Below are 18,597 nucleotides of genomic sequence, written 5' to 3'. Positions count from 1 at the left end.
GGTGGTGGATCATGGTCGGGTGATACGTCGCCATGAACTGTCTGATGCTGAGTGGGAGTTCGTCCGGCCTCTGCTGCCTGAATCGTTGCGGGGGCGGAAGCGGTTGGACGACCGCACCGTGCTCAACGGGATCGTGTGGAAGTTCCGGACCGGCACGGCCTGGCGGGACGTGCCCGAGCGGTACGGCCCGTGGGCCACGCTGCACACCCGTTTCCGCCGGTGGGCCCTGGACGGCACCTTCGAGCGGATGCTGCAGGCCGCCCAGGCGAGGGCGGACGAGGCGGGGGACATCGACTGGCTCGTTTCCGTCGATTCCACCGTCGTCCGTGCCCACCAGCACGCCGCCGGGGCCCGAAAAGGGGGCTCCAAAGCTCCGGACTCGGACGCTCCCGAGGCGGTCTGACCAGCAAGATTCACCTCGCCTGTGACGCCGTGGGCCGCCCGCTCGCTTTCACCGTCACCGGCGGAAACAGCAACGACTGCACCCAGTTCACCGCTGTGATGGAGGCGATACGGGTGCCCCGCATCGGCCCAGGACGCCCGCGGGTCCGGCCCGCCCACGTACTGGGCGACAAGGGCTACAGCTCCAAGGCCATCCGCACCTGGCTGCGGCGACGGGGCATCGGCCACACCATTCCCGAACGGGCCGACCAGATCCGCAACCGGCTTCGCCGCGGCAGCTACGGCGGACGCCCGCCGGCCTTCGACAAGCAGCTCTACAAGCGGCGCAACGTGGTGGAGCGCTGCTTCAACCGTTTGAAGCAGTGGCGCGGCATTGCCACCCGGTACGACAAGACCACCGAGTCCTACCAAGCCGCCGTCACCCTCGCCTCGCTCCTGATGTGGGCGTGACATTTGAAGACAACTCCTAGGGAACGCCTTGTGCAGCCGTTGACGAAGGTTGGCTCTACTGCGAGATCGGGGTGATGCTCTGCTTATCCGTATCAACGTCTGCTCGACCCAAATGCACTTGAACCTCAAAATGGCAGTTATTTTCGTCGGCGAGAATGATTCTCAAATCAATATCCATTGGGGTTCTCATGTGCCGAGACAGATGTTCAATGTCGGGAAGTAGGTTATCCGGGACTTCGGGAAGGCGAACCTGGCTGCACGTGCCAGGGATAGCTTCGGCACGTGGCGAACTATGTGATGCCCAGAAATTTGCACTGCTCATGGTGAAACCCGCCACGGCCATGAACGCGAGGAGCACTCTAATCCCGCGATGCGCCTGAGGGTCACACCGGTCAAGCGCCCGGGACCCCCGCCAGCGAGTGTCGCCCAGAACGACTGGAGCCGAACGTCTGCGATGTAAAGGCCGCATTCGTTACTCGGCTTTGGAAGGGGAGGCTTCACGCTGTCGTTCAGTAGCGATTCCTCAATCGCTACTGCCCAACGAAAATAGAAGTCCAGGCTTTGAAGGACAGGCCATACTTCTAGGGAAAGGATGATCTGACTGCGCCTGGGTCCAGGCATGCGAGGCTCCTTCCGTTGAATAAAGTGGAACACGTCAAGGGATCCCAGTTCGACGGTTGACCTTTACGAGGGAGTGTCGAGCGAGCGTGGTCGCGAGGCTGCTTAGCTCCGAGCCAGCCCATCGGTTTATCCCGGCGACTGAGTCGCGTGAGACGTCGACTCGGTTCGCCGAGACATGACACGAATCGGTGTCGAAGTGCTGCCTTTTCTCAGGCTCAGGCTCTGGCTCAACTTCGGTGACGCCGGCGCTCTGAGTGACAGTCAGGCTCCTTCGAGCTGTACGCGAAGTCGCCCGAAAATGGTCCGTGAACAGGACGGTTGGGCTGACCGTTCGGAGCCGTGGAGGAGGTCGTGCTCCGGCTGAAGGAGCTGTTGTTCCCGTCGATCGCGGATGTCGCAGTGCTGTCGCTGGACGTGAACATCGAGATAGTGCGCGTTGATGCGCAATGCATTGCGGACGGCGCCGTGTGCCAGGTCTGCGGAGTCTGGTCGAACCGGGTGCATGGTTCCTACCTGCGGCTTCCCGCCGATGTGCCGAGCGGTGGCCGAAGCGTTGTTCTCCAGCTGAGGGTCCGTCGGTTCATCTGTGGCAACTCGGGGTGTGTGCGCCGTACCTTCGTCGAGCAGATACCTGGCCTGACGCGTCGGCACGCTCAGCGGACCGAGCGGTTGCGCTCCACCCTGGCCGCGGGCGGTCTGGCCCTCGCGGGGCGGGCCCCGGAGCCCGCATCGCCCGCGTTCTCGAGGTACCCATCAGCCGCAGCACTGTGCTCCGGCTGGTCGACGCACTCCCAGGAGCTGTTTCGCGCGAGCTACGCGGCATCGTGAGCCGGCCCGTGGCCGCACATGCTCTCCGTGGCCCGAAGCGAGCCCGTGCCTCAACTCCGGGGCCTGGCTCCTCGATCATCAGCACTGGATCGGGGAGCACGACGAGCAGTTCCGGCGGCGCCAGCAGCACCTCAACTGACGATCAAGCCGGTCAGCCGTCCCAAGGACGCATCCGGCTTCGTCATGCTGCCCCGTCGTTGGGTCGTCGAACGCAGCATTGCGTGGATGCTCCACGCCCGCCGTCACGCACGCGACTACGAACGGCTCGTGCAGCACTCCGAGACGCTGATCACCTGGGCTGCCATCACCCTCATGAGCAGGCGCCTGGCCCGGAAAGGCGCTACCCCAGCCGGCCGCGAAAGCCTGCGCCGACGAGCTGAGCTTGGCTTCTGTGCAGAATCGGCGTGTCCGACCGCTACTCCAGCACCGCGCGGAAGGCGCGCTCGCCGATGCCGCGCATCAGCGGGTTGTCCGCCGAGTACGTCAGGAAGACCAGGGACAGGGCAAGCGCCCACCCACGGGCCCGTCCCCAAGTCGCGTCGTCCGCACGGCCGTACGCCTCCCGAAGGGCAACACGCTGCTCCGCCGTGAACAGCATCCAGGCCACGGACAGGTCGGTGGCGGGATCGCCGGAGGTGATGTCACCGAAGTCGATCACGGCGCTGATCCGGCCGCGGTCGACCAGGAGGTTGGCCGGGTGCAGATCCCCATGCAGCCACACCGGCGGCCCGTCCCAAGCAGGCATAGCGGCAGCCGTCTCCCAGACCCGCAGCGCGGTGGCACGGTCGGCCGGATCGACCTGCGCCAGCCCGGTCAGGACGCCCTTGGCGCGTCCGGCCAGCGGAATCCCGCGAGATGCGTTGACGGGTGCCTCCGAAGGAGCCGGGACATGCAGCGCGTCCAGGAAACCGCCGAGCGCTGCCGCGGTCGACCAGCGGTCGTCGGGCTCCGATCGCGCCGCGATCCGGCCGGGGAAGAACGGCACGACGCTCCAGGACCACGGGTACTGAGCCGCCGGCTGCCCGACACGCACCGGCGCCGGCACGGGCAACGGCAGGCGGCCGGCCAGCTCCGGCAACCACCGCTGCTCGTGCACGACGAGCTCGGCGGCCATGGCTCTCCGGGGCATCCGCACGAGGAACTCTCCGCCAAGCCGACACACAAGGTTGTCCCAGCCGTTGGCCAGTACCTCGACCGGCAGGCCCGCCAGGTCGGGGTGCTGCTCGCCGAGCAGACGTCGCACCAGCTCGGCAGAGACCGGGACTTCCGCGGCGGGCATTCGCTCAACTGTCACGGCGAGAACCCTACGGCCGCATCCCGAAGGCGCGTCTCGTCGATCGTCATACCGGCTCAACGAAAGCACTGGAGACAAGAAACACGCACTCAGCGGAACGCGGCGACATTGCGGGCGGCCCAGTCGGCGAAGGGGTGCGGTGTCGGCTCCTGGTGCTCGGGTGGCTCCGATACCGGGCACTTTCCGCCGAACTCAGGGGTTTGGTGGTGCCGTGGATCCGCTGTGCGGTCCGCGGCGCCACACCTGGATACTGAGCATCATGCGCATTGACTTCGATCCCGCTGCCCTGTCCCGCAACGAGTTCTACCGGCTGCTGACCGCCACCGTGGTGCCGAGGCCCATCGCCTGGGTGTCCACCACATCGGCGGACGGAACGCACAACCTGGCCCCGCACTCATTCTTCACGATCGCCAGTGTCGCGCCGCCCGTTGTGCAGTTCACTTCCGTCGGGCGCAAGGACACCCTGCGCAACGTCGAGGCGACCGGACAATTCGTGGTGAACCTCGCGCCGGAGGGGCTCTTCGAGCAGATCAATGACACGGGTACGGATTTTCCGCACGGGGTGAGTGAGTTCGAGGCGGCCGGGATCGGTTCCGAGCCGAGTCTGCGGGTCAAGCCGCCGCGGGTGGCGGGCTCGCCCGTGGCGCTGGAGTGCGAGGTGCACACGACACTTGGAATCGGGGACGCGACCGTGGTGTTCGGGCGCGTGGTGCACGCGGTGGTGTCGCAGGAGGTGCTGGTCGACGGGCACCCGGAAATCTCCAGGATGAAGCCCCTGTCACGGCTCGGGAAGGATGAGTGGGGGACGGTCGGCGACGTCCGGGAGATCTCCCGTATCCGTCACGCGGACTGGCAGGGACCGGCGGGCGATCGGTAGGGGAGAGGGAGACGGGGGCGGGGAGGAAGAGCTGCCCGGGCGGCCGGGGAAGGGATCGCCCCGGGTTCCCCGCCGCGCCGCCGGTTTCGTGAGCGTTCCATGGCGATTTATCCGTAGGCAACTTATTGCCTATGGCGGGAATTGAGACTTTCGCATGAGGGTTGTTGTTGCGACGGTGGTGCCGGTTCCGGTGCCGGCATCCGTGTCGGTTTCAGGGCCGGTGTCTGCCTGTGCGACGGATGACTGGAGTTGCTGTGACTGCACTCGTTCCCGGGTGGAAGGCTTCATCCGTATCCTCCGATTTCTCTGATCCCGCTGAATCCGCCGGCTCCTCTGATTTCACTGATGGCGCTGCTTCCCCGGCGGCCCTGGCTTCCGCTGATTCGTCTCGCTCTCTGGGGACCGGTTCCCCGGGGGTCGGTTCCCCAGGGTCTGGTTCCGGTGGCGCGATGGCGTCGGTCAGTCGGCGGTTTTCCTTTCGGGTGGTGGCTGCGGCGGCGGTCGCCGGGCCGGTGGCGGCGGTGCACGGGTCGGGGACCGCGCACGCCGCCGAGGGCCGGCGGGGGCTGCGGGCGATGACCTTCAACCTGCGGTACGCCTCGGATGTCCGGCCGCACTCCTGGGCCGAGCGCCGGCCCGTGATGCGGACCTTGCTGCGGCACGAGGCCCCGCATCTGCTCGGGACGCAGGAAGGGCTGTACGGGCAGCTGCGCGATATCGCCGAGGATCTCGGACCGCATTACGACTCGGTGGGGACCGGGCGGGGCGGCGGGAGCAAGGACGAGTTCGCGGCCGTTTTCTATGATGCTCGGCGGCTCGCGCCGGTCGAGTACGACCATTTCTGGCTGTCCGATACGCCGTATCTGATCGGGTCGGCGACCTGGGGGAACACCGTAATCCGGATGGTGACCTGGGTCCGGTTCCGGGATGTGCGAGCCGGCGGTGAGTTCTATGCCCTCAATACGCATCTCGATCATGCGAATCAGTACTCGCGTGAGCGTTCCGCCGGTCTGATCAACGAACGGCTGGGTGGGCTGGACCCGTCGCTGCCCCGAATCGTCACGGGCGACTTCAATGTCGCGGCGCACAAGAATTCCGTGTACGAGGTGCTGCTCGACGGCGGTTCGCTCGTCGACAGCTGGGACACTGCCGACGAGCGCAGTCGGCAGTACGCCACCTTCCATGGCTACCGGCCACTGGTCCCGGACGGGGACCGCGTCGATTGGATCCTCACGTCACCGGGGGTGCGTACACGGCGTGCCACGATCAATACGTACTCCGCGCGCGGGCAGTTCCCGAGCGATCACCTACCGGTGCAGGCGCTGCTCGATTGGTGATCGCCAGGCCGTGGCGAGGGCTCGGCCGCCGCTCAGGAGTGTGTGTGCCGGCGGGCGGCCGAGCCGCGGATCCGGAGGCCGTCGAGAAGTTCCTGGGTCGCGGCGGCCACGGCCTCCACGGCCTGGTCGAACACCTCGCGGTTGTGAGCGGCCGGGGCGCGGAATCCGGAGACCTTGCGGACGTACTGCAAGGCCGCGGCCCGGATGTCCTCGTCGGTGACCTCGGGGGTGGTGGGCGGACGGAGGGTCTTGATGCTGCGGCACATGAGTCCAGTGTGCCTCGCGGTGCCGGCATCAGCCGTCGAGTCCGGTCACCCGCATGGTGATGTTGAGGCGGCCGCCGGCCAGACCGGACGCCGGGTCACCGGTGCCAGGCCGGACCTTGGGAACGCCGTGATAGGCGAAGCGGGACGGTCCGCCGAAGACGAAGAGGTCGCCGGAGGCCAGCTCGATATCGGTGTACGGCTTGGTCCGCGTCTCGGTGTTGCCGAACCGGAAGACACAGGTGTCGCCGATGCTGAGGGAGACGACCGGCGCGCCGGAGCGCTCTTCCTTGTCCTGATGCATGCCGAGCTTCGCCTGGTCGTCGTAGAAGTTGATCAGTGCGGTGTCCGGTGTGTAGCCGTCACCCGCAGCGGAATCCTGATACGCCTCGACCAGCGCGCGACGGCCCAAATCGACCATCCACACGGGGAATTCGGCCACCCGGGCGCCGTTCACATCGTCGGCGGTGCGGGTGTACGCGTACGGCTGCCAGTGCCAGCCGATGCACACCGTCTGGACGGACATCACGCCGCCGCGCGGAAGCCTGGTGTGCCGGATCGGGGCCGGGCCGCGCGCCCAGCCACGGCATGCGGTGACCAGCTCGCGCTGCTGGGCCACGGTCAGCCAGCCGGGGACGTGGACGGCGCCGGGGGCGATTTCTCGCCGGCTGTCGTGACGGTCAGGGCTCTGGTCGTCTGCGGGGGAGTGGCGGCCTCCGGATTCGCCGGAATCGACCGCTCCGTCAAGGCGGTCCGAACCTCCATGGCCTCCGGAGACACCCGGGCGACCAGGACCTTCGGCGCCCGCAGGCCCCTCGAAGTCCTCAAAGCCGGGAAGTGGCGTGCTCATCTGCTCCTGCCTCATCGCTACCTGCCTACAGCGTGCCACGGGGAGGAACCGGCGACCTACGGGCAGGTAGCTGCTGGGTCACCCAACCACGTTCGATGGCCCAGGTGCCGCCGTCCGCCGTGGCGCCGCGCATGCCGTGCAGCGTTGCCGGGCCCGCCAGGGCGGGGACACGGGAGTCGCCGAGTGCCGCAAAGCCGAAGGTGCGGGCGGGGTCCCAGTCGGTGCTGTGCCGCAGCCGGCGGCTCATCTGGGCCCAGCCGACGGGCGCGGCGGCCACCACCCAGGCGTCCGGCTCCTCAGCGGTGAAGCGGTGGGCGGAACGCAGCCAGGACGCGGCGGCTTCCGGCCAGTCGACCATGGCGAGGACCGGTTGCCGGCCGGCCTCGCGCCACGCTTCGGCGAAGGCCGCCGCGGACGAGCGCGACGCCGCGTCCCTGCTGTGCCCGACCACCACCGTCGCGATGCGCATACGGGGTGCGGTCAACAGGGCAAGCAGCGCACCGAGTTCCGCCTCGGTGTGCGGGGTGGGGGAAGAGAGGCTGCCATAGGCAGCCACCTCGGCGGGGGGAATGAGCGGTGAGGTCATGGGGAGGGGTACCGGGCGCGCCGGCCTCAGATGAGGGTGGGCTGGAGGGCGCCCTCGTGGGTGAGCAGCGCAATTTTGGCTTCGACGCCCGCCGCGTAGCCGCGCATCGTGCCGTCCGCGCCGATCACGCGGTGGCACGGGCGCACGATCAGCAGGGGGTTGGCGCCGATCGCGGCCCCCAGGGCACGTACCTCGCCCCGCGGCACCCCGATAACGTCGGCGAGTCGCCCGTAGGACGTCGTGGTGCCATATGGGATCGCCTCCAGGGCCTGCCAGACGCGCTCCTGGAAGTCCGTACCGCTGGTGCGGAACTCCAGCTCGAAGCGGGTGAGCTCACCGGCGAAGTAGGCGCGGAGCTGGCGGACGACCTCGGCGAAGGGGGCAGGGTCGCGCCGCCAGTGCGGCTGTACGGTGACGCCCCGCTGCCGCGGCAGGGAGAGGGCGGCCAGGCCGGTGCCGCCGGGTGCGGTGGCCGATTCCTCTCCGACGAGCAGCAGCTCACCGAGGGGGCTGTCGTAGGTGGTGTAGCTGGTGGTGACCGTGGTCGTCTCTGGGGTCTCGGGGGAGATCATGGCGCGTCCTCGTTTGTATCCGCTGCTTTCACTCTTCGAGTCTGCGGGGTCGGGGGCGCGTCGGCTGGCGGAAATCGGACGTCACGGTGGGTGGGTGGGGGGATGGCTGTTGCTTGCTTGATGGGTGGGCGGCGGCTGGTGGGTGGTGGTCTGTGGCTCGGCGGCTGGTCGTGGGTGACGAGCGGGTACGCGTCCGCCGCGGTGTACCGGCCATCGCCGCCGACGAGCACCGGCGCTGACCTGCCCGACTGCGCTCCGCCAGATCCCGTTGCCCAGTGGTGGGCCCGGCCCCCGGACCAAGCGCCGCCGACCGATACGACAGCGCCGTCAGGGGCGGGGCACTGCTCACCCCACCAGGCGCGGGAGGGGCGGGCCGGTCGGGCGTTACCGTCCTCCCGCTCAAGACCGGTAGTGCTCGACTTGGGCGCCGAGCCGGATCCGGAGCCGCCCGTGCTGCCGCCGCTTGCCCCTCCGCTGGTGCCGCCGCGGTGATCAGACGCCCACGGCGAAAGCCCGAGCGTGCGGCAGCCGTAGCGCTGACCGCTGTGGGGCTACGCCGCCTCAACAACCTCCGCTACCTCGGAGCGCACCGCCAACGTCCATATCTCCAGCAGCACCGCATACTCCGCCATATCCTGAGCCGACCACGCCAGACCGTGCCGGGCGCGCACAAAGCGTCGGATCGATTCGTTCGCCTCGGAAGCAGGAACGGGCACATCTGTAGGGGCAGAAGGAGTTGGGGACATATGAGCAATGCTAGGGGCAGACACTGACAACGCGGCCCCGCGCGCACCGGCCCGCGGCCCGAAGCTGCTGCCCGCTCTGATGCACCGACGGTCCCTCAACTTCCTGACCAGCACAGACCATCGGCCCTCCGATCCACTTTCGCTGCCTGCATGTGTCCATTCCCACACGCTCCGCGGTCGCCCGGGGGGCACGAACGGAAGCCCGTGACACCCAGGCGCCTCAGTGGAGAAAGAGGCAGAACGGGTGCCCCGCCGGATCAAGGAACACCCGTACATCGTCGTGCGGTTGAAACGTGGCGCGTCGTGCCCCCGTCGCGACCGCATGCGCCTCGGCCTCGTCGAGATCATCAACCCGGAGATCGAGATGGAGCATCTTCTGCTGCTCCTCGGGCCGTTCGGGCCACACGGGGGCCTGATACCCCGGCTCGGACTGGAACGAGAGCCCGGTGCCGCCGTCCGGGCAGCGGAGCAGGACCCAGTCCGGTTCGCTGCATTTCACTTCCCAGCCGAGCAGTTGCCGGTAGAAGTCCGCCAGCGCATGAGCATCCGGACAGTCCAAGACCACCGTCGCAAGCGATATCCGAGGTCGCCCAGGCGTCGTCGGTTCCATGCCTCCTCCCCCTTCCACCACTCTCGCCGAATCCACCACTCCTGCCCCCGGCCCCGGGGGAACGGGCGAAGATCGGGGCCGCCGCTGCCCAGGGTGAGATCCCGATCGGGTGACGTACCGAGTCCCCCGACGCAGCGGGGCGGAGGGGCCGCACCCCCGCCGCCACCTCAAGGAATGCCCTCTGGGGTAGCAGCCATCCCCTCATCGCACTGGGGCGGCAGTGCTCCCGGAAGCCAGCCCGTGAGCACACCGTCGCGCATCCACCCCGCGTTGTCAGTGGCGCCCCGTAGCGTGGCCTCCGTAACTATCCGAGCTGCTGGCGCTTCTCGGACCCGCTCCGCTCCCGTGACAGCGCACGGGAGCGGAGCACCCATCCGAGTGGCCGTGCGGGCTCATTGGTGGGGTACCGGAAGGGAAGGCTCCTGTGGAGCGATCAGGAGTGCGTTGAAGGGGTTCGTGCCGGTCACACCCGGGGGCCGGCTGGCACTGGTCCCGCACAGCGCCTGCGCGACGTGCGCCTCCATGGCGGCGTCTATCGGGCCGGTCTGGGGATCGCCGTTCCCATCGAGCTTCTGATAGCGCGTCAAATTGAAGCCGAGGGACATTTGCCGTGTGCCGTCCGCACTGGACATGGACCAGGTCATGGCCCCCAGCACCAGGCCGTTGTGCCCCCAGAACTCTCCGCAGGGCAGCTGCCAGGTGACCAGGCCCAGGCCGTAGCGGAGCGGGCTGCCCTCGATGGGCACCGTGGTCTTCATCTGCCGCAGCTGGGCAGGGGCGAGCAGTTCGCCACCCAGCAGCGCACGGTAGAAGCGGTTCAGATCGGCCATGGTCGAGACGAGTGATCCCGCCGTTCCGGCCCAGGACGCGTTGTAGACGCTGAAGTCCCGCGGTGGGTTGAACCCGCCGTACGCGGCCTCGTACATCTTGGCGTGCGGCCCGGTGAGGTGGGCCGATCGCGGAAAGTATGTGTGCCGCAGCCCTGCCTTCCGGATGACGTGCTCGGTGATGTACGCCTCCGGCGACGTGCCGGTGACCTTCTGTAGCAGGAGCCCCGCGAGCACGAAATTGGTGTTGGAGTAGTGATGAGCCTGGCCGGGCTTGCCCAGTGGCTCTGCCTTCAGACCCAGCCGGGCCAATTCCCGGGGATCGAAATGGCGGAAGCGGTTGCCTTCGATGCTGTCCGCAGTGGGGAAGATAGCCGCGGCATAGTCGCCGATGCCGCTGGTGTGGTTCAGCAGCATCCGGACAGTGATGGCCCGGCCGCGCTCCCCGGGAACGAGGTCGGGCAGATAGCGGCCTATCGGAGCGTCCAGCTCGATGTGTCCCTTGCTGACTTCCTGGAGGACGCCGACCGCGGTGAAGGTCTTGGTGATGCTGCCGATCCGGTGTCGCATCTGGGGAGTGGCGGGGCGCCCGGTGTCGACGTCGGCGACTCCCGAAGCGCCCTGCCATTCCGCGGCGCCATCTCGCACCGCAGAGTAAGCGCCGTACATCCCTGCGTCATGGAAAGCCTTAAGTGTTGCATTCAGCGCTGCCCGGTCGATGCCGGATCGGGTGGCGGCCCCGGAGGCGGTGGCGTTGCTTGAGTCCGTGATCGGCGGCGTGGCGGCTGAGGCGGTGGTGGGAATCGTCAGCGTGAGTAAGGCGGCGGTGGCAGTGCCGGCGAGCCGCAGGCGCCGACGACGGGTGATAACAGGCATGGATTCTCCGGGAGTTCAACGTCTGAGTCAGGATTCGACCTTCGCGATCCCGATTCTCGCGGTGGGACAGCGGCCAGACGTCAACCCTTGGAACGACCTTGATCACAAGCCCGAATGACAAATGTCAGGTTTACCGAAAGCTGGGTTGTGCGCTTGGCGTCGAGGGCGGGGCACGACGGCTGCCCTTCGGGCGCCTCGGCACGGCTTGGCGGCAGGGGCGCTTCCGGTCCGGGAGTCGTGCCTCGGGGTCCTCCTCAGGCGCTGAGGGCTGGAGTGGGTGACGATGGAATGGCCGAGGTGCAGCGGCGCGCTGAGAGCGGCGGCGGGGAGGCGGCCGGAAGCATCTGCCCAGTCTTATCGGGAGGCCCTGATGGATTACCCGGAATGCTATGAGCTGGTATTTCAAGCTCCCGCAGTGGAGGACGACGTAGTGATCGTCCACCGCACCGAGCGTGCGGGAGCGGGCGGGTATCCGGTCTACGAGGACGAGTCGGGGATCGTACGCGCAGAGATCAGCGACCGGGGCGAGGTCCGGATGCTGGCCAGCGGGGGGCACCAGATGCTCCGCACACCGCTGCTGGCGCGCCCCCTCACTCCGTGAGCTTCGGGAGCCCATCTGGCAGGGGGGCCTGCGTACGTATGCACACACTCGGTAAAGGCACGCTCGCGTTGTGTTGAGGCCGCGGCATTCGAGGTGTCGTGCGTCAGCGCCGGCATATGGATCTCGCCCTCGGTAACCGTCTGCGCTTCACTTGTTGCGGTGCGTGTGGAGTGCGGGCTGTGGGGCGGGTGGCCTCTGCGCCGGGCGGCCATGGGGGCTCCGGGCGAAATCTTCTTCGCCGAGCGGAGTGCGGAGATCAGAGGCCGCGCAGATGGCCGCGTTTCTGAGGCGTTCGCCGGGCGTCGGGCTTTGACGCATTCCCGGTGTCCGCGTCGCATTCTTGGGCCGCGCCGGCCGTGCCGGGTTCGTCGGCCCGATCGATCTCGATCCTGCTGTTCTCGACCTTGCCGGTCTCGGCCTCACGGTTGTCGAGATCGCTGTTTCCGGCGGCGTCAGGCTTGGCGCCGGGTTCGGATTGCGATGTGGCGGCGGTGGTATGGCCTTGGAGTACAGCCATGGCGCGTTCGAGCGTCTCACCGGTGACCTGCATCCGGATCCTGGCCAGTCGTTCTAACTCGGTACGCGACACCACGTCAGCGTACCTGCCGTCAGTTCAAACCTCGGTATGACACAAGAATCCGTGGAAAGCGGGGAGTTGGTGAGGGCTTTTTCTCCAACCCCCCGTTTCGGGAGACCGCTGGACTACCCGGCTGTGCTGCTACGGGCGTCTGCGAGGGCGCGGGTGACGGCTGCTTCGGCATGCAGCCGGGTGGTCGGAAAGACCGGGACCGGGCTGTGCTCCGGCCCGATGAGCAGCTCGATCTCGGTGCAGCCCAGCACAATGCCCTCGGCTCCGGCGGCAACGAGGTCCCTGATGACGGCCATGAATGCCTGCCGGGATTCCTCCTGGACGATCCCGAGGCACAGCTCCTCGTAGATCACCCGATGGACGGTGCTGCGCCCGGCGGCATCCGGAACGAGCACATCCAGCCCGTGACTTTCCAGGCGGCCCCGGTAGAAGTCCTGCTCCATGGTGAACGCGGTGCCCAGCAGTCCGATACGTCGCAGGCCGCGCGCACGGACGGCGTCGGCTGTGGTGTCGGCGAGGTGCAGCAGCGGGACGGTGACGGCGGCGGCAACTTGGCCGGCGACCTTGTGCATGGTGTTGGTGCAGATCAGCAGCATGTCCGCGCCGGCTGACTCCAGCGCCCGGGCGGCGTGGGCGAGAACCTCGCCCGCCTCCTCCCAGCGCCCTTCGACCTGTAGTCGTTCGATCTCTGCGAAATCCACGGAGTAGAGCACGCACCGCGCGGAGTGCAGGCCGCCCAGACGCTCGCGCGTCAACTCGTTCAGCAGCCGGTAGTACTCCGCCGTGGACTCCCAGCTCATGCCTCCGAGCAGCCCGATTGTCTTCATCGGGCCACTTTTGCACAGAGGGAGGGCCGTTGTGTCACCACCCCCGGCCCTTGCGCAGTGCCGTTCGGCGTTACTCCGCCGCCTCACTATCGAAGGGAAGGCCCTCCGCACCTCTTCGACGAGACGCTCGTCCTCCGCGCGTCCCTCGGGGCTGGGTGGCGGGGAAGCTGGGCCCGGGGCCGCGGGGCGGGGCCGCGCCCGGCTCTCAGCAGCGACCCGTCAATGGATGGCTGCATTGGTATGGACATGTTCAATGGGGCGCCCATAACCTGAGGTTGGTCTAGACCGCAGTGCTCCCCGTGGTCGTAGTCGTAGTCACCGTAGTTGTCGCCGTCGCCGTCGCCGTCGCCGTCGCCGTGCCGTGCTTGTTGGTGGCCTGCGCCACCTGCTCCACCCGTGCTCCAACATCTGTGCTTAGTAGGCCAGTTGATCTGAATGGACGACTGCTGCAACGGCCTTCCCCGCAGGCGATCCCCCCACATGGTGGCCCCTCCATGCCCGGAGGCCGGCCGCGAGAAGGAGTCACGCAATGAGGTCACGTATTGCCGCGCTGCTCAGCGCCGCGACCGTAGCTGTCGGCGTAGCACTCGTCGTGCCGACGATACCGGCGGCTGCCACGACGGGCTGTTCCCACTGTGCCGCGGCCCCGGCCGGTGCCGACGTCCGAGCCGAGGGGTTCGTCGTCAGCGAGGCGCAGTTCAACCAGATGTTCCCGAACCGGAATGCCTTCTACACCTACAGCGGGCTGACCGCGGCCCTCAGTGCCTATCCGGAGTTCGCGAACACCGGAAGTGACACCGTGAAGCGTCAGGAGGCAGCGGCCTTCCTCGCGAACGTCAGTCACGAGACCGGTGGCCTGGTCCACGTGGTCGAGCAGAACACCGAGAACTATCCCCACTACTGCGACGCCACCCAGCCGTATGGGTGCCCCGCAGGACAGGCGGCCTACTACGGTCGCGGGCCGATACAGCTCAGCTGGAACTTCAACTACAAGGCGGCGGGTGACGCGCTGGGCATCGACCTGCTGAACAACCCCTACTTGGTGGAGCGGGATGCCGCCGTCGCCTGGAAGACCGCGCTCTGGTACTGGAACACACAGACCGGACCGGGCACCATGACCCCGCACCAGGCGATGGTCAGCGGCGCCGGTTTCGGCGAGACGATCCGCAGCATCAATGGCTCCCTTGAGTGCAACGGCGGCAACCCCGGCCAGGTGCAGAGCCGGATCAACAACTACACGAGCTTTGTGCAGATCCTGGGAACCACACCCGGTGACAAGTTGAGCTGCTGACGCGGTGCGTGGCCGGCCGACCGCGGCCGGCCGCGGCTCGATGCGGCCACGCCGCCGGGGGCGTGGCCGCAGGCGTCAAGTACGTCCCGTGGTCGGGCTGTTCGGCACTCACAGCCCGGCACCCATGGCAGCCGTGATGACCAGCTGTCTCGCCTTGGGGACCGTGGCCGCGGTGGCCGCCCAACGTGCCGACGACTCCTGAGGGGTTGCCATCCACAGGACGCTGGTCAGCTCCAGCTCTTCCAGCGCACCGGCAGTCGCGCCGGGCCGCGGAGCATTCCGACGCGCCAGGTGAGGTCGTCGAAATCGGCGTCCATGGCGAGGTCGGGGCAGCGCTCCAAGAGGGAGCGGAGGGCGATACGGGCCTCCAGCCGGGCCAGTGGGGCGCCGAGGCAGAAGTGGATGCCGTGGCCGAAGGCGGTGTGTCCGCGTGCGTCGCGGGTGATGTCGAAGTCGTCGGCGACGGCGAAGATTTCCGGGTCCCGGGAGGCGGAAGCCAGGGCGATCGCTACGGTCTCGCCGGCGGGGATCAGGGTGCCGCCGATCTCGACCGGCTCGCCGGTGAAGCGCCAGGTGGCTGTCTCCACCGGGCCGTCGTAGCGCAGCATCTCCTCCACGGCATTGTCGAGGAGTGAGAAGTCGGCTCGCAGGGCGGCCAGTTGGTCCGGGTGCTGGAGCAGGGCGCGTACACCGTTGGCCAGGAGGCTGACGGTCGTTTCATGGCCCGCGACCAACAGCAGGAAGGCGGTGCCGACCAGCTCGTCACGGGAGAGCTGGTCGCCGTCCTCGTCGCTGGTGCGGATCAGGGCACTGAGCAGGCCGTCGCCGGGAGCGTTGCGCTTGGTTTCGATCAGTTCGACGAGGTAGCCGGACATCGCCACAACTGCCGCTTGTGCCGCCTCGTCACTGGTCGGCGCCACGATCTCGTTCGACCAGGAACGGAAGGCATCCCGGTCCATGGAGGGGACGCCGAGCAGCTCGCAGATGACGGTCATGGGCAGTGGGAAGGCGAGGGCCTCCACCAGGTCGGCACGGCCATCCGGGGCGGCGAGCATCGTGTCCAGCAGCTCGTCGGTGATCTGCTGTACCCGTGGCCGTAGTGCCTCGACGCGGCGGGAGGTGAATTCCTTGGCCACCAGCTTCCGCAGCCGGGTGTGCTGGGGCGGGTCCGCGTCCAGCATGTTCGTGAACAGGGCCGATTCCTCACCCACGTCGCCCTGCGGCATGGCGGCCCGCCAGTCCTTGTTGAGGCGGGAGTCGCTGAGCGCGGCCCTGACCGCTTGGTGCCCTACGACCAGCCACACGTCGTTGCCGTAAGGGAGGCGCACCCGGTGTATGGGCCCCTGGGCCCGCAGCTTGGCGTAGTACGGGTAAGGATCCCTGGTGAAGTCCTTGCCGTACGCCCCCAGATCGACAATCTCCGCCATGCGTGGTCCGCCCCTCTCGATGATCCCCGATGGTGCACGAGTTCCGGCACCGGTCAGACCGTACGTACGCGAACCCGGAGTCAACATCGGCCCCACGGAGGAGTCGTAGCGGCCCATGTCCTCCCGTTGCAGTGCTCCGGCTGTAGTTCTGTCGTCCGACCGCGGCTCCCTGGGACGAGCCCGGGCCGGCCCGCGCCGGGTGCGCGGCTGCGGGTCCGGTCGGTGCCGCCTGCCGGTGTGCGGGGGAGGGGCACGCCGGTCGTCAGCAGCGGGCGTGGGCGGTGATGTCCGCGCGGAATTCGTCGACCATGGCGGGGGTGACGGTCGGCCGGCACCGGTCGATGGCGGCGAGATAGTCGTCGGTGCTCGCCCCGAGCCGCCCGTGCGCGCTCGCGCCGCCGCCGATCGCCTCCAGGTCCCGCTCGAAAGACGTCTGGGCGGCCATCCGGGCGGCGTGCTCGATATCGGCCGGGGTGAACAGCTCGCTGGCCGCCACCAGCGTCCCCACATCCACCTCGGGACGGCCGTCCGTGTACCGGGACCAGATCGCCGCCCGGGCCGCCGCGTCCGGCGTACCGATCGGGATCAGGTAGTCGAACCGGCCCGGCCGCAGGAACGCCGGATCGAGTGAGCGGATGGAGTTGGTCGCACACACCAGCAGCCGCTCGTCCCGCTCGCGGAACCCGGGTATCAGCTTGAGCAGCTCATTTGTCACTCCATGCAGTCCGCCCCGCTGGGCCGGTTCGTGGCGGATGGGAGCGATCTCCTCGACCTCGTCGATGAAGACGAGGACCCGTTCCAGTTCCGCGATCCGGGCGAACGCGCTGCGCAGTGCCGCCGCCAGATTGCCCTCATCGGCCAGCCGGGAAGGAAGCAGCTCGACGAACGGCCAGCCGAGCCTGGCGGCGATAGCCCTGGCGAAGGTGGTCTTCCCGGTCCCCGGCGGGCCGAACAGGGCGATGGCCCGCGGCGGCCGCACCCCGTGCCGGGCGGCCCGCTCCGGCTCCGCCAACGGCAGCACGACCCGCCGCTCGATGAGGTCTTTCTCCGCCTCCATGCCGGCGACCTTGGCCCACAGATCAGCGGGCAGGAAGCGTCCGCCGAGGTCCTCCAGGAGCCCGGCCGCGGGGCCGTGGTGCGGTTCGACCTTCTCGAAGTAGGCCACCGCGGGCTGCCGCGTGTAGCCCGCGTTGAGCAGGCCCTCCCCGAGCAGGTCCTCCTCGGGAAGCACATAGGCGATCCGGCTCACCCGGGCCGCGACCAGGCGCCGCTCCAGTTCCACCAGCAGCGCACTCGCCAGCCCCCGGCCACGCCAGGCCGCGGAGATCGCGATCCGCATCACCCAGCCCCGCTCACCCGCCACACAGGCGAGCGCCGTCCCGATGGGAGCGCCCTGGTGGACGGCCACCACGGCGGGCTGCCGAGAAGTCAGCGCACTGATGCACTCGGCGAGGGAGAAGACGGACTCCTGCCCCAGTTCTGCCGTGGAGTCGATCAGGTGGACCACTTCGGCGAGATCGTTTTCGCGGTAGTCGTGGATGTGCCAGTTCACCGGTACCGCCCCTCATTGGTGATGGTGGTGATGTGGTGGCAGTGAGGCTAGGGGCGGCGGGGGAGCGAGGCCTGCTCCACCGTGAACAATCCGGGACGCCGACCACTACGGTCCGTATGTAGCCAGACGCACCACCGCCGCGGTCGAGCCACGGCACATCCACATGCCGGGCGGCTCGCCCCGAGCCTCTGACCGGCAGGAATCCGCTGGCTGGCGTGACTCGCCCGATGGCATGCTGTCCGGCGTGAACGGACCCGAGATCCACTTCAGCTTCGACCCTGCGCTGCACCTTTTCGTCGCTTCAGCGCACAGCACCGCCGATACGCCCGTGGCAACCGATGGCTCCTCGACGCTCGGCCATGTCGTCGAGTCGCTCGGCGTCCCGCTCACCGAGGTCGGCCGGCTTGTCGTGGACGGTGCCGAGGTCCCCGTCTCCCATGTCCCGCAGGCGGGCGAGCGCATCGAGGTGCACGCCATCGAGCGCCCGCAGCGGCTCCCCGGCGCGCCGCTCAGGTTCCTGCTCGACGTACACCTCGGCACCCTGGCGCGCAGGCTGCGGCTGCTCGGCGTGGACGCGGCGTACACGAATGAGGATCCCGGGGACGCGGCGCTGGCCACGCTCTCGGCGAAGGAGCAACGGGTACTCCTCTCCCGGGACCGCGGGCTGCTGCGACGGCGGGAGATCTGGGCGGGCGCATTCATCTACAGCGACCGGCCCGATGAGCAACTACGGGACGTGCTCGGGCGTTTCGCCCCCACCCTCGCCCCGTGGACACGCTGCACCGCCTGCAACGGCCCGCTCATGGACGCCGACAAGGACTCCGTCCGTGAGCACCTTGAGCACGGCACACAGCGTACGTACGACGTGTTCGCGCAGTGCACGGCATGCGGCCGCGTCTATTGGCGAGGGGCGCACCACTCCCGGCTGGAGGCGATCGTCGAACAGGCACTCCGGGAAAGCGCCACCTGAGGGGCGGGGCGGGTCGCTTTGCGATGTTTCACATGAAACATCGCACGGCCTGCCGGCTGATCCTGTTGGGCGTACGAATTCCGCAATCCGGGTGAAGTGCTCTCACGCAGGGGTGTGGGTAGGGTTGGTCGTCGCGTATGCCGAGCGCCTTTCCCGTGACGGTGTGGCCCGCATCCCGCGAGGCCGAGTAGACCGGCGATC

The 18,597-nt window shown here is 68.3% G+C and carries 17 protein-coding genes and 2 pseudogenes; 8 read left to right on the top strand and 11 right to left on the bottom strand.

What is annotated here, in order from left to right:
- Positions 1-22: 22 nt before the first annotated feature.
- The 3 genes and pseudogenes from CP981_RS01120 to CP981_RS39105 all read left to right on the top strand — a co-directional run.
- Positions 23-852: pseudogene (locus tag CP981_RS01120) on the top strand (IS5 family transposase).
- A gap of 960 nt (positions 853-1,812) precedes the next feature.
- The gene (locus CP981_RS01115; protein ID WP_107429566.1) at positions 1,813-2,301 is read left to right on the top strand and encodes a transposase family protein; all 489 of its coding nucleotides are present in this window, start codon (positions 1,813-1,815) and stop codon (positions 2,299-2,301) included.
- Between the two features lie 135 nt (positions 2,302-2,436).
- A pseudogene (locus CP981_RS39105) lies at positions 2,437-2,647 on the top strand (transposase); the annotation flags it as partial.
- Positions 2,648-2,716: 69 nt separating this feature from the next.
- On the opposite strand, the gene CP981_RS01105 reads toward CP981_RS39105, so the two are convergent.
- Positions 2,717-3,595, bottom strand: coding sequence for an aminoglycoside phosphotransferase family protein (locus tag CP981_RS01105; protein WP_244329474.1), 879 nt, complete (start codon positions 3,593-3,595; stop codon positions 2,717-2,719).
- A gap of 259 nt (positions 3,596-3,854) precedes the next feature.
- On the opposite strand from CP981_RS01105, the gene CP981_RS01100 reads away from it, so the two are divergent.
- Positions 3,855-4,472 (top strand): flavin reductase family protein, encoded by a 618-nt coding sequence (locus CP981_RS01100; RefSeq protein ID WP_085926895.1) that lies wholly within the window; start codon positions 3,855-3,857, stop codon positions 4,470-4,472.
- A 485-nt stretch (positions 4,473-4,957) separates the two neighbouring features.
- Positions 4,958-5,809 (top strand): endonuclease/exonuclease/phosphatase family protein, encoded by an 852-nt coding sequence (locus tag CP981_RS01095; RefSeq protein WP_425282104.1) that lies wholly within the window; start codon positions 4,958-4,960, stop codon positions 5,807-5,809.
- A gap of 32 nt (positions 5,810-5,841) precedes the next feature.
- Here CP981_RS01095 and CP981_RS01090 read toward each other — a convergent pair whose 3' ends face one another.
- The 6 genes from CP981_RS01090 to CP981_RS01060 all read right to left on the bottom strand — a co-directional run bounded on the left by CP981_RS01090 (position 5,842) and on the right by CP981_RS01060 (position 10,983).
- Positions 5,842-6,075, bottom strand: coding sequence for a DUF2277 domain-containing protein (locus CP981_RS01090; RefSeq protein ID WP_085926845.1), 234 nt, complete (start codon positions 6,073-6,075; stop codon positions 5,842-5,844).
- A 28-nt stretch (positions 6,076-6,103) separates the two neighbouring features.
- Complete coding sequence (locus CP981_RS01085; protein ID WP_244329473.1) at positions 6,104-6,922, bottom strand: alpha-ketoglutarate-dependent dioxygenase AlkB family protein; 819 nt, start codon at positions 6,920-6,922, stop codon at positions 6,104-6,106.
- Between the two features lie 25 nt (positions 6,923-6,947).
- Positions 6,948-7,508 (bottom strand): hypothetical protein, encoded by a 561-nt coding sequence (locus CP981_RS01080; RefSeq protein WP_244329472.1) that lies wholly within the window; start codon positions 7,506-7,508, stop codon positions 6,948-6,950.
- A 26-nt stretch (positions 7,509-7,534) separates the two neighbouring features.
- The gene (locus CP981_RS01075; protein WP_085926846.1) at positions 7,535-8,080 is read right to left on the bottom strand and encodes a methylated-DNA--[protein]-cysteine S-methyltransferase; all 546 of its coding nucleotides are present in this window, start codon (positions 8,078-8,080) and stop codon (positions 7,535-7,537) included.
- A 966-nt stretch (positions 8,081-9,046) separates the two neighbouring features.
- Complete coding sequence (locus CP981_RS01065) at positions 9,047-9,436, bottom strand: VOC family protein (protein WP_085926847.1); 390 nt, start codon at positions 9,434-9,436, stop codon at positions 9,047-9,049.
- A gap of 392 nt (positions 9,437-9,828) precedes the next feature.
- On the bottom strand, positions 9,829-10,983 hold the full coding sequence (locus CP981_RS01060; RefSeq protein WP_425282201.1) for a serine hydrolase domain-containing protein: 1,155 nt from the start codon (positions 10,981-10,983) through the stop codon (positions 9,829-9,831).
- A gap of 526 nt (positions 10,984-11,509) precedes the next feature.
- Here CP981_RS01060 and CP981_RS01055 point away from each other — a divergent pair.
- The gene (locus CP981_RS01055; protein ID WP_042153157.1) at positions 11,510-11,740 is read left to right on the top strand and encodes a DUF6296 family protein; all 231 of its coding nucleotides are present in this window, start codon (positions 11,510-11,512) and stop codon (positions 11,738-11,740) included.
- Positions 11,741-11,996: 256 nt separating this feature from the next.
- Here CP981_RS01055 and CP981_RS01050 read toward each other — a convergent pair whose 3' ends face one another.
- Positions 11,997-12,329: a hypothetical protein gene (locus CP981_RS01050; RefSeq protein ID WP_143658996.1), complete on the bottom strand. Its 333-nt coding sequence runs from the start codon at positions 12,327-12,329 to the stop codon at positions 11,997-11,999.
- Positions 12,330-12,442: 113 nt separating this feature from the next.
- A complete protein-coding gene (locus CP981_RS01045; protein ID WP_085926850.1) occupies positions 12,443-13,156 on the bottom strand; it encodes an aspartate/glutamate racemase family protein in 714 nt (237 codons plus the stop codon).
- Positions 13,157-13,685: 529 nt separating this feature from the next.
- Here CP981_RS01045 and CP981_RS01040 point away from each other — a divergent pair.
- Positions 13,686-14,447: a chitinase gene (locus tag CP981_RS01040; RefSeq protein ID WP_085926851.1), complete on the top strand. Its 762-nt coding sequence runs from the start codon at positions 13,686-13,688 to the stop codon at positions 14,445-14,447.
- A 227-nt stretch (positions 14,448-14,674) separates the two neighbouring features.
- Here the strand turns inward: CP981_RS01040 and CP981_RS01030 are convergent, their stop codons facing one another.
- Both CP981_RS01030 and CP981_RS01025 read right to left on the bottom strand, forming a co-directional pair.
- Entirely contained in the window at positions 14,675-15,874 is a 1,200-nt protein-coding gene (locus tag CP981_RS01030; RefSeq protein ID WP_085926853.1) for a cytochrome P450 family protein, read from the bottom strand.
- Positions 15,875-16,136: 262 nt separating this feature from the next.
- Positions 16,137-17,426 (bottom strand): ATP-binding protein, encoded by a 1,290-nt coding sequence (locus CP981_RS01025; RefSeq protein WP_085926854.1) that lies wholly within the window; start codon positions 17,424-17,426, stop codon positions 16,137-16,139.
- A 244-nt stretch (positions 17,427-17,670) separates the two neighbouring features.
- On the opposite strand from CP981_RS01025, the gene CP981_RS01020 reads away from it, so the two are divergent.
- Positions 17,671-18,396, top strand: coding sequence for a Mut7-C RNAse domain-containing protein (locus CP981_RS01020; protein ID WP_167536038.1), 726 nt, complete (start codon positions 17,671-17,673; stop codon positions 18,394-18,396).
- Positions 18,397-18,597 lie beyond the last annotated feature (201 nt).

Origin of the sequence: Streptomyces platensis (assembly GCF_008704855.1) — a bacterium.
Classification (GTDB): domain Bacteria; phylum Actinomycetota; class Actinomycetes; order Streptomycetales; family Streptomycetaceae; genus Streptomyces; species Streptomyces platensis.
Note: the sequence above shows the minus strand (reverse complement) of the source record. Positions and strands in the feature narration are given on the sequence as shown.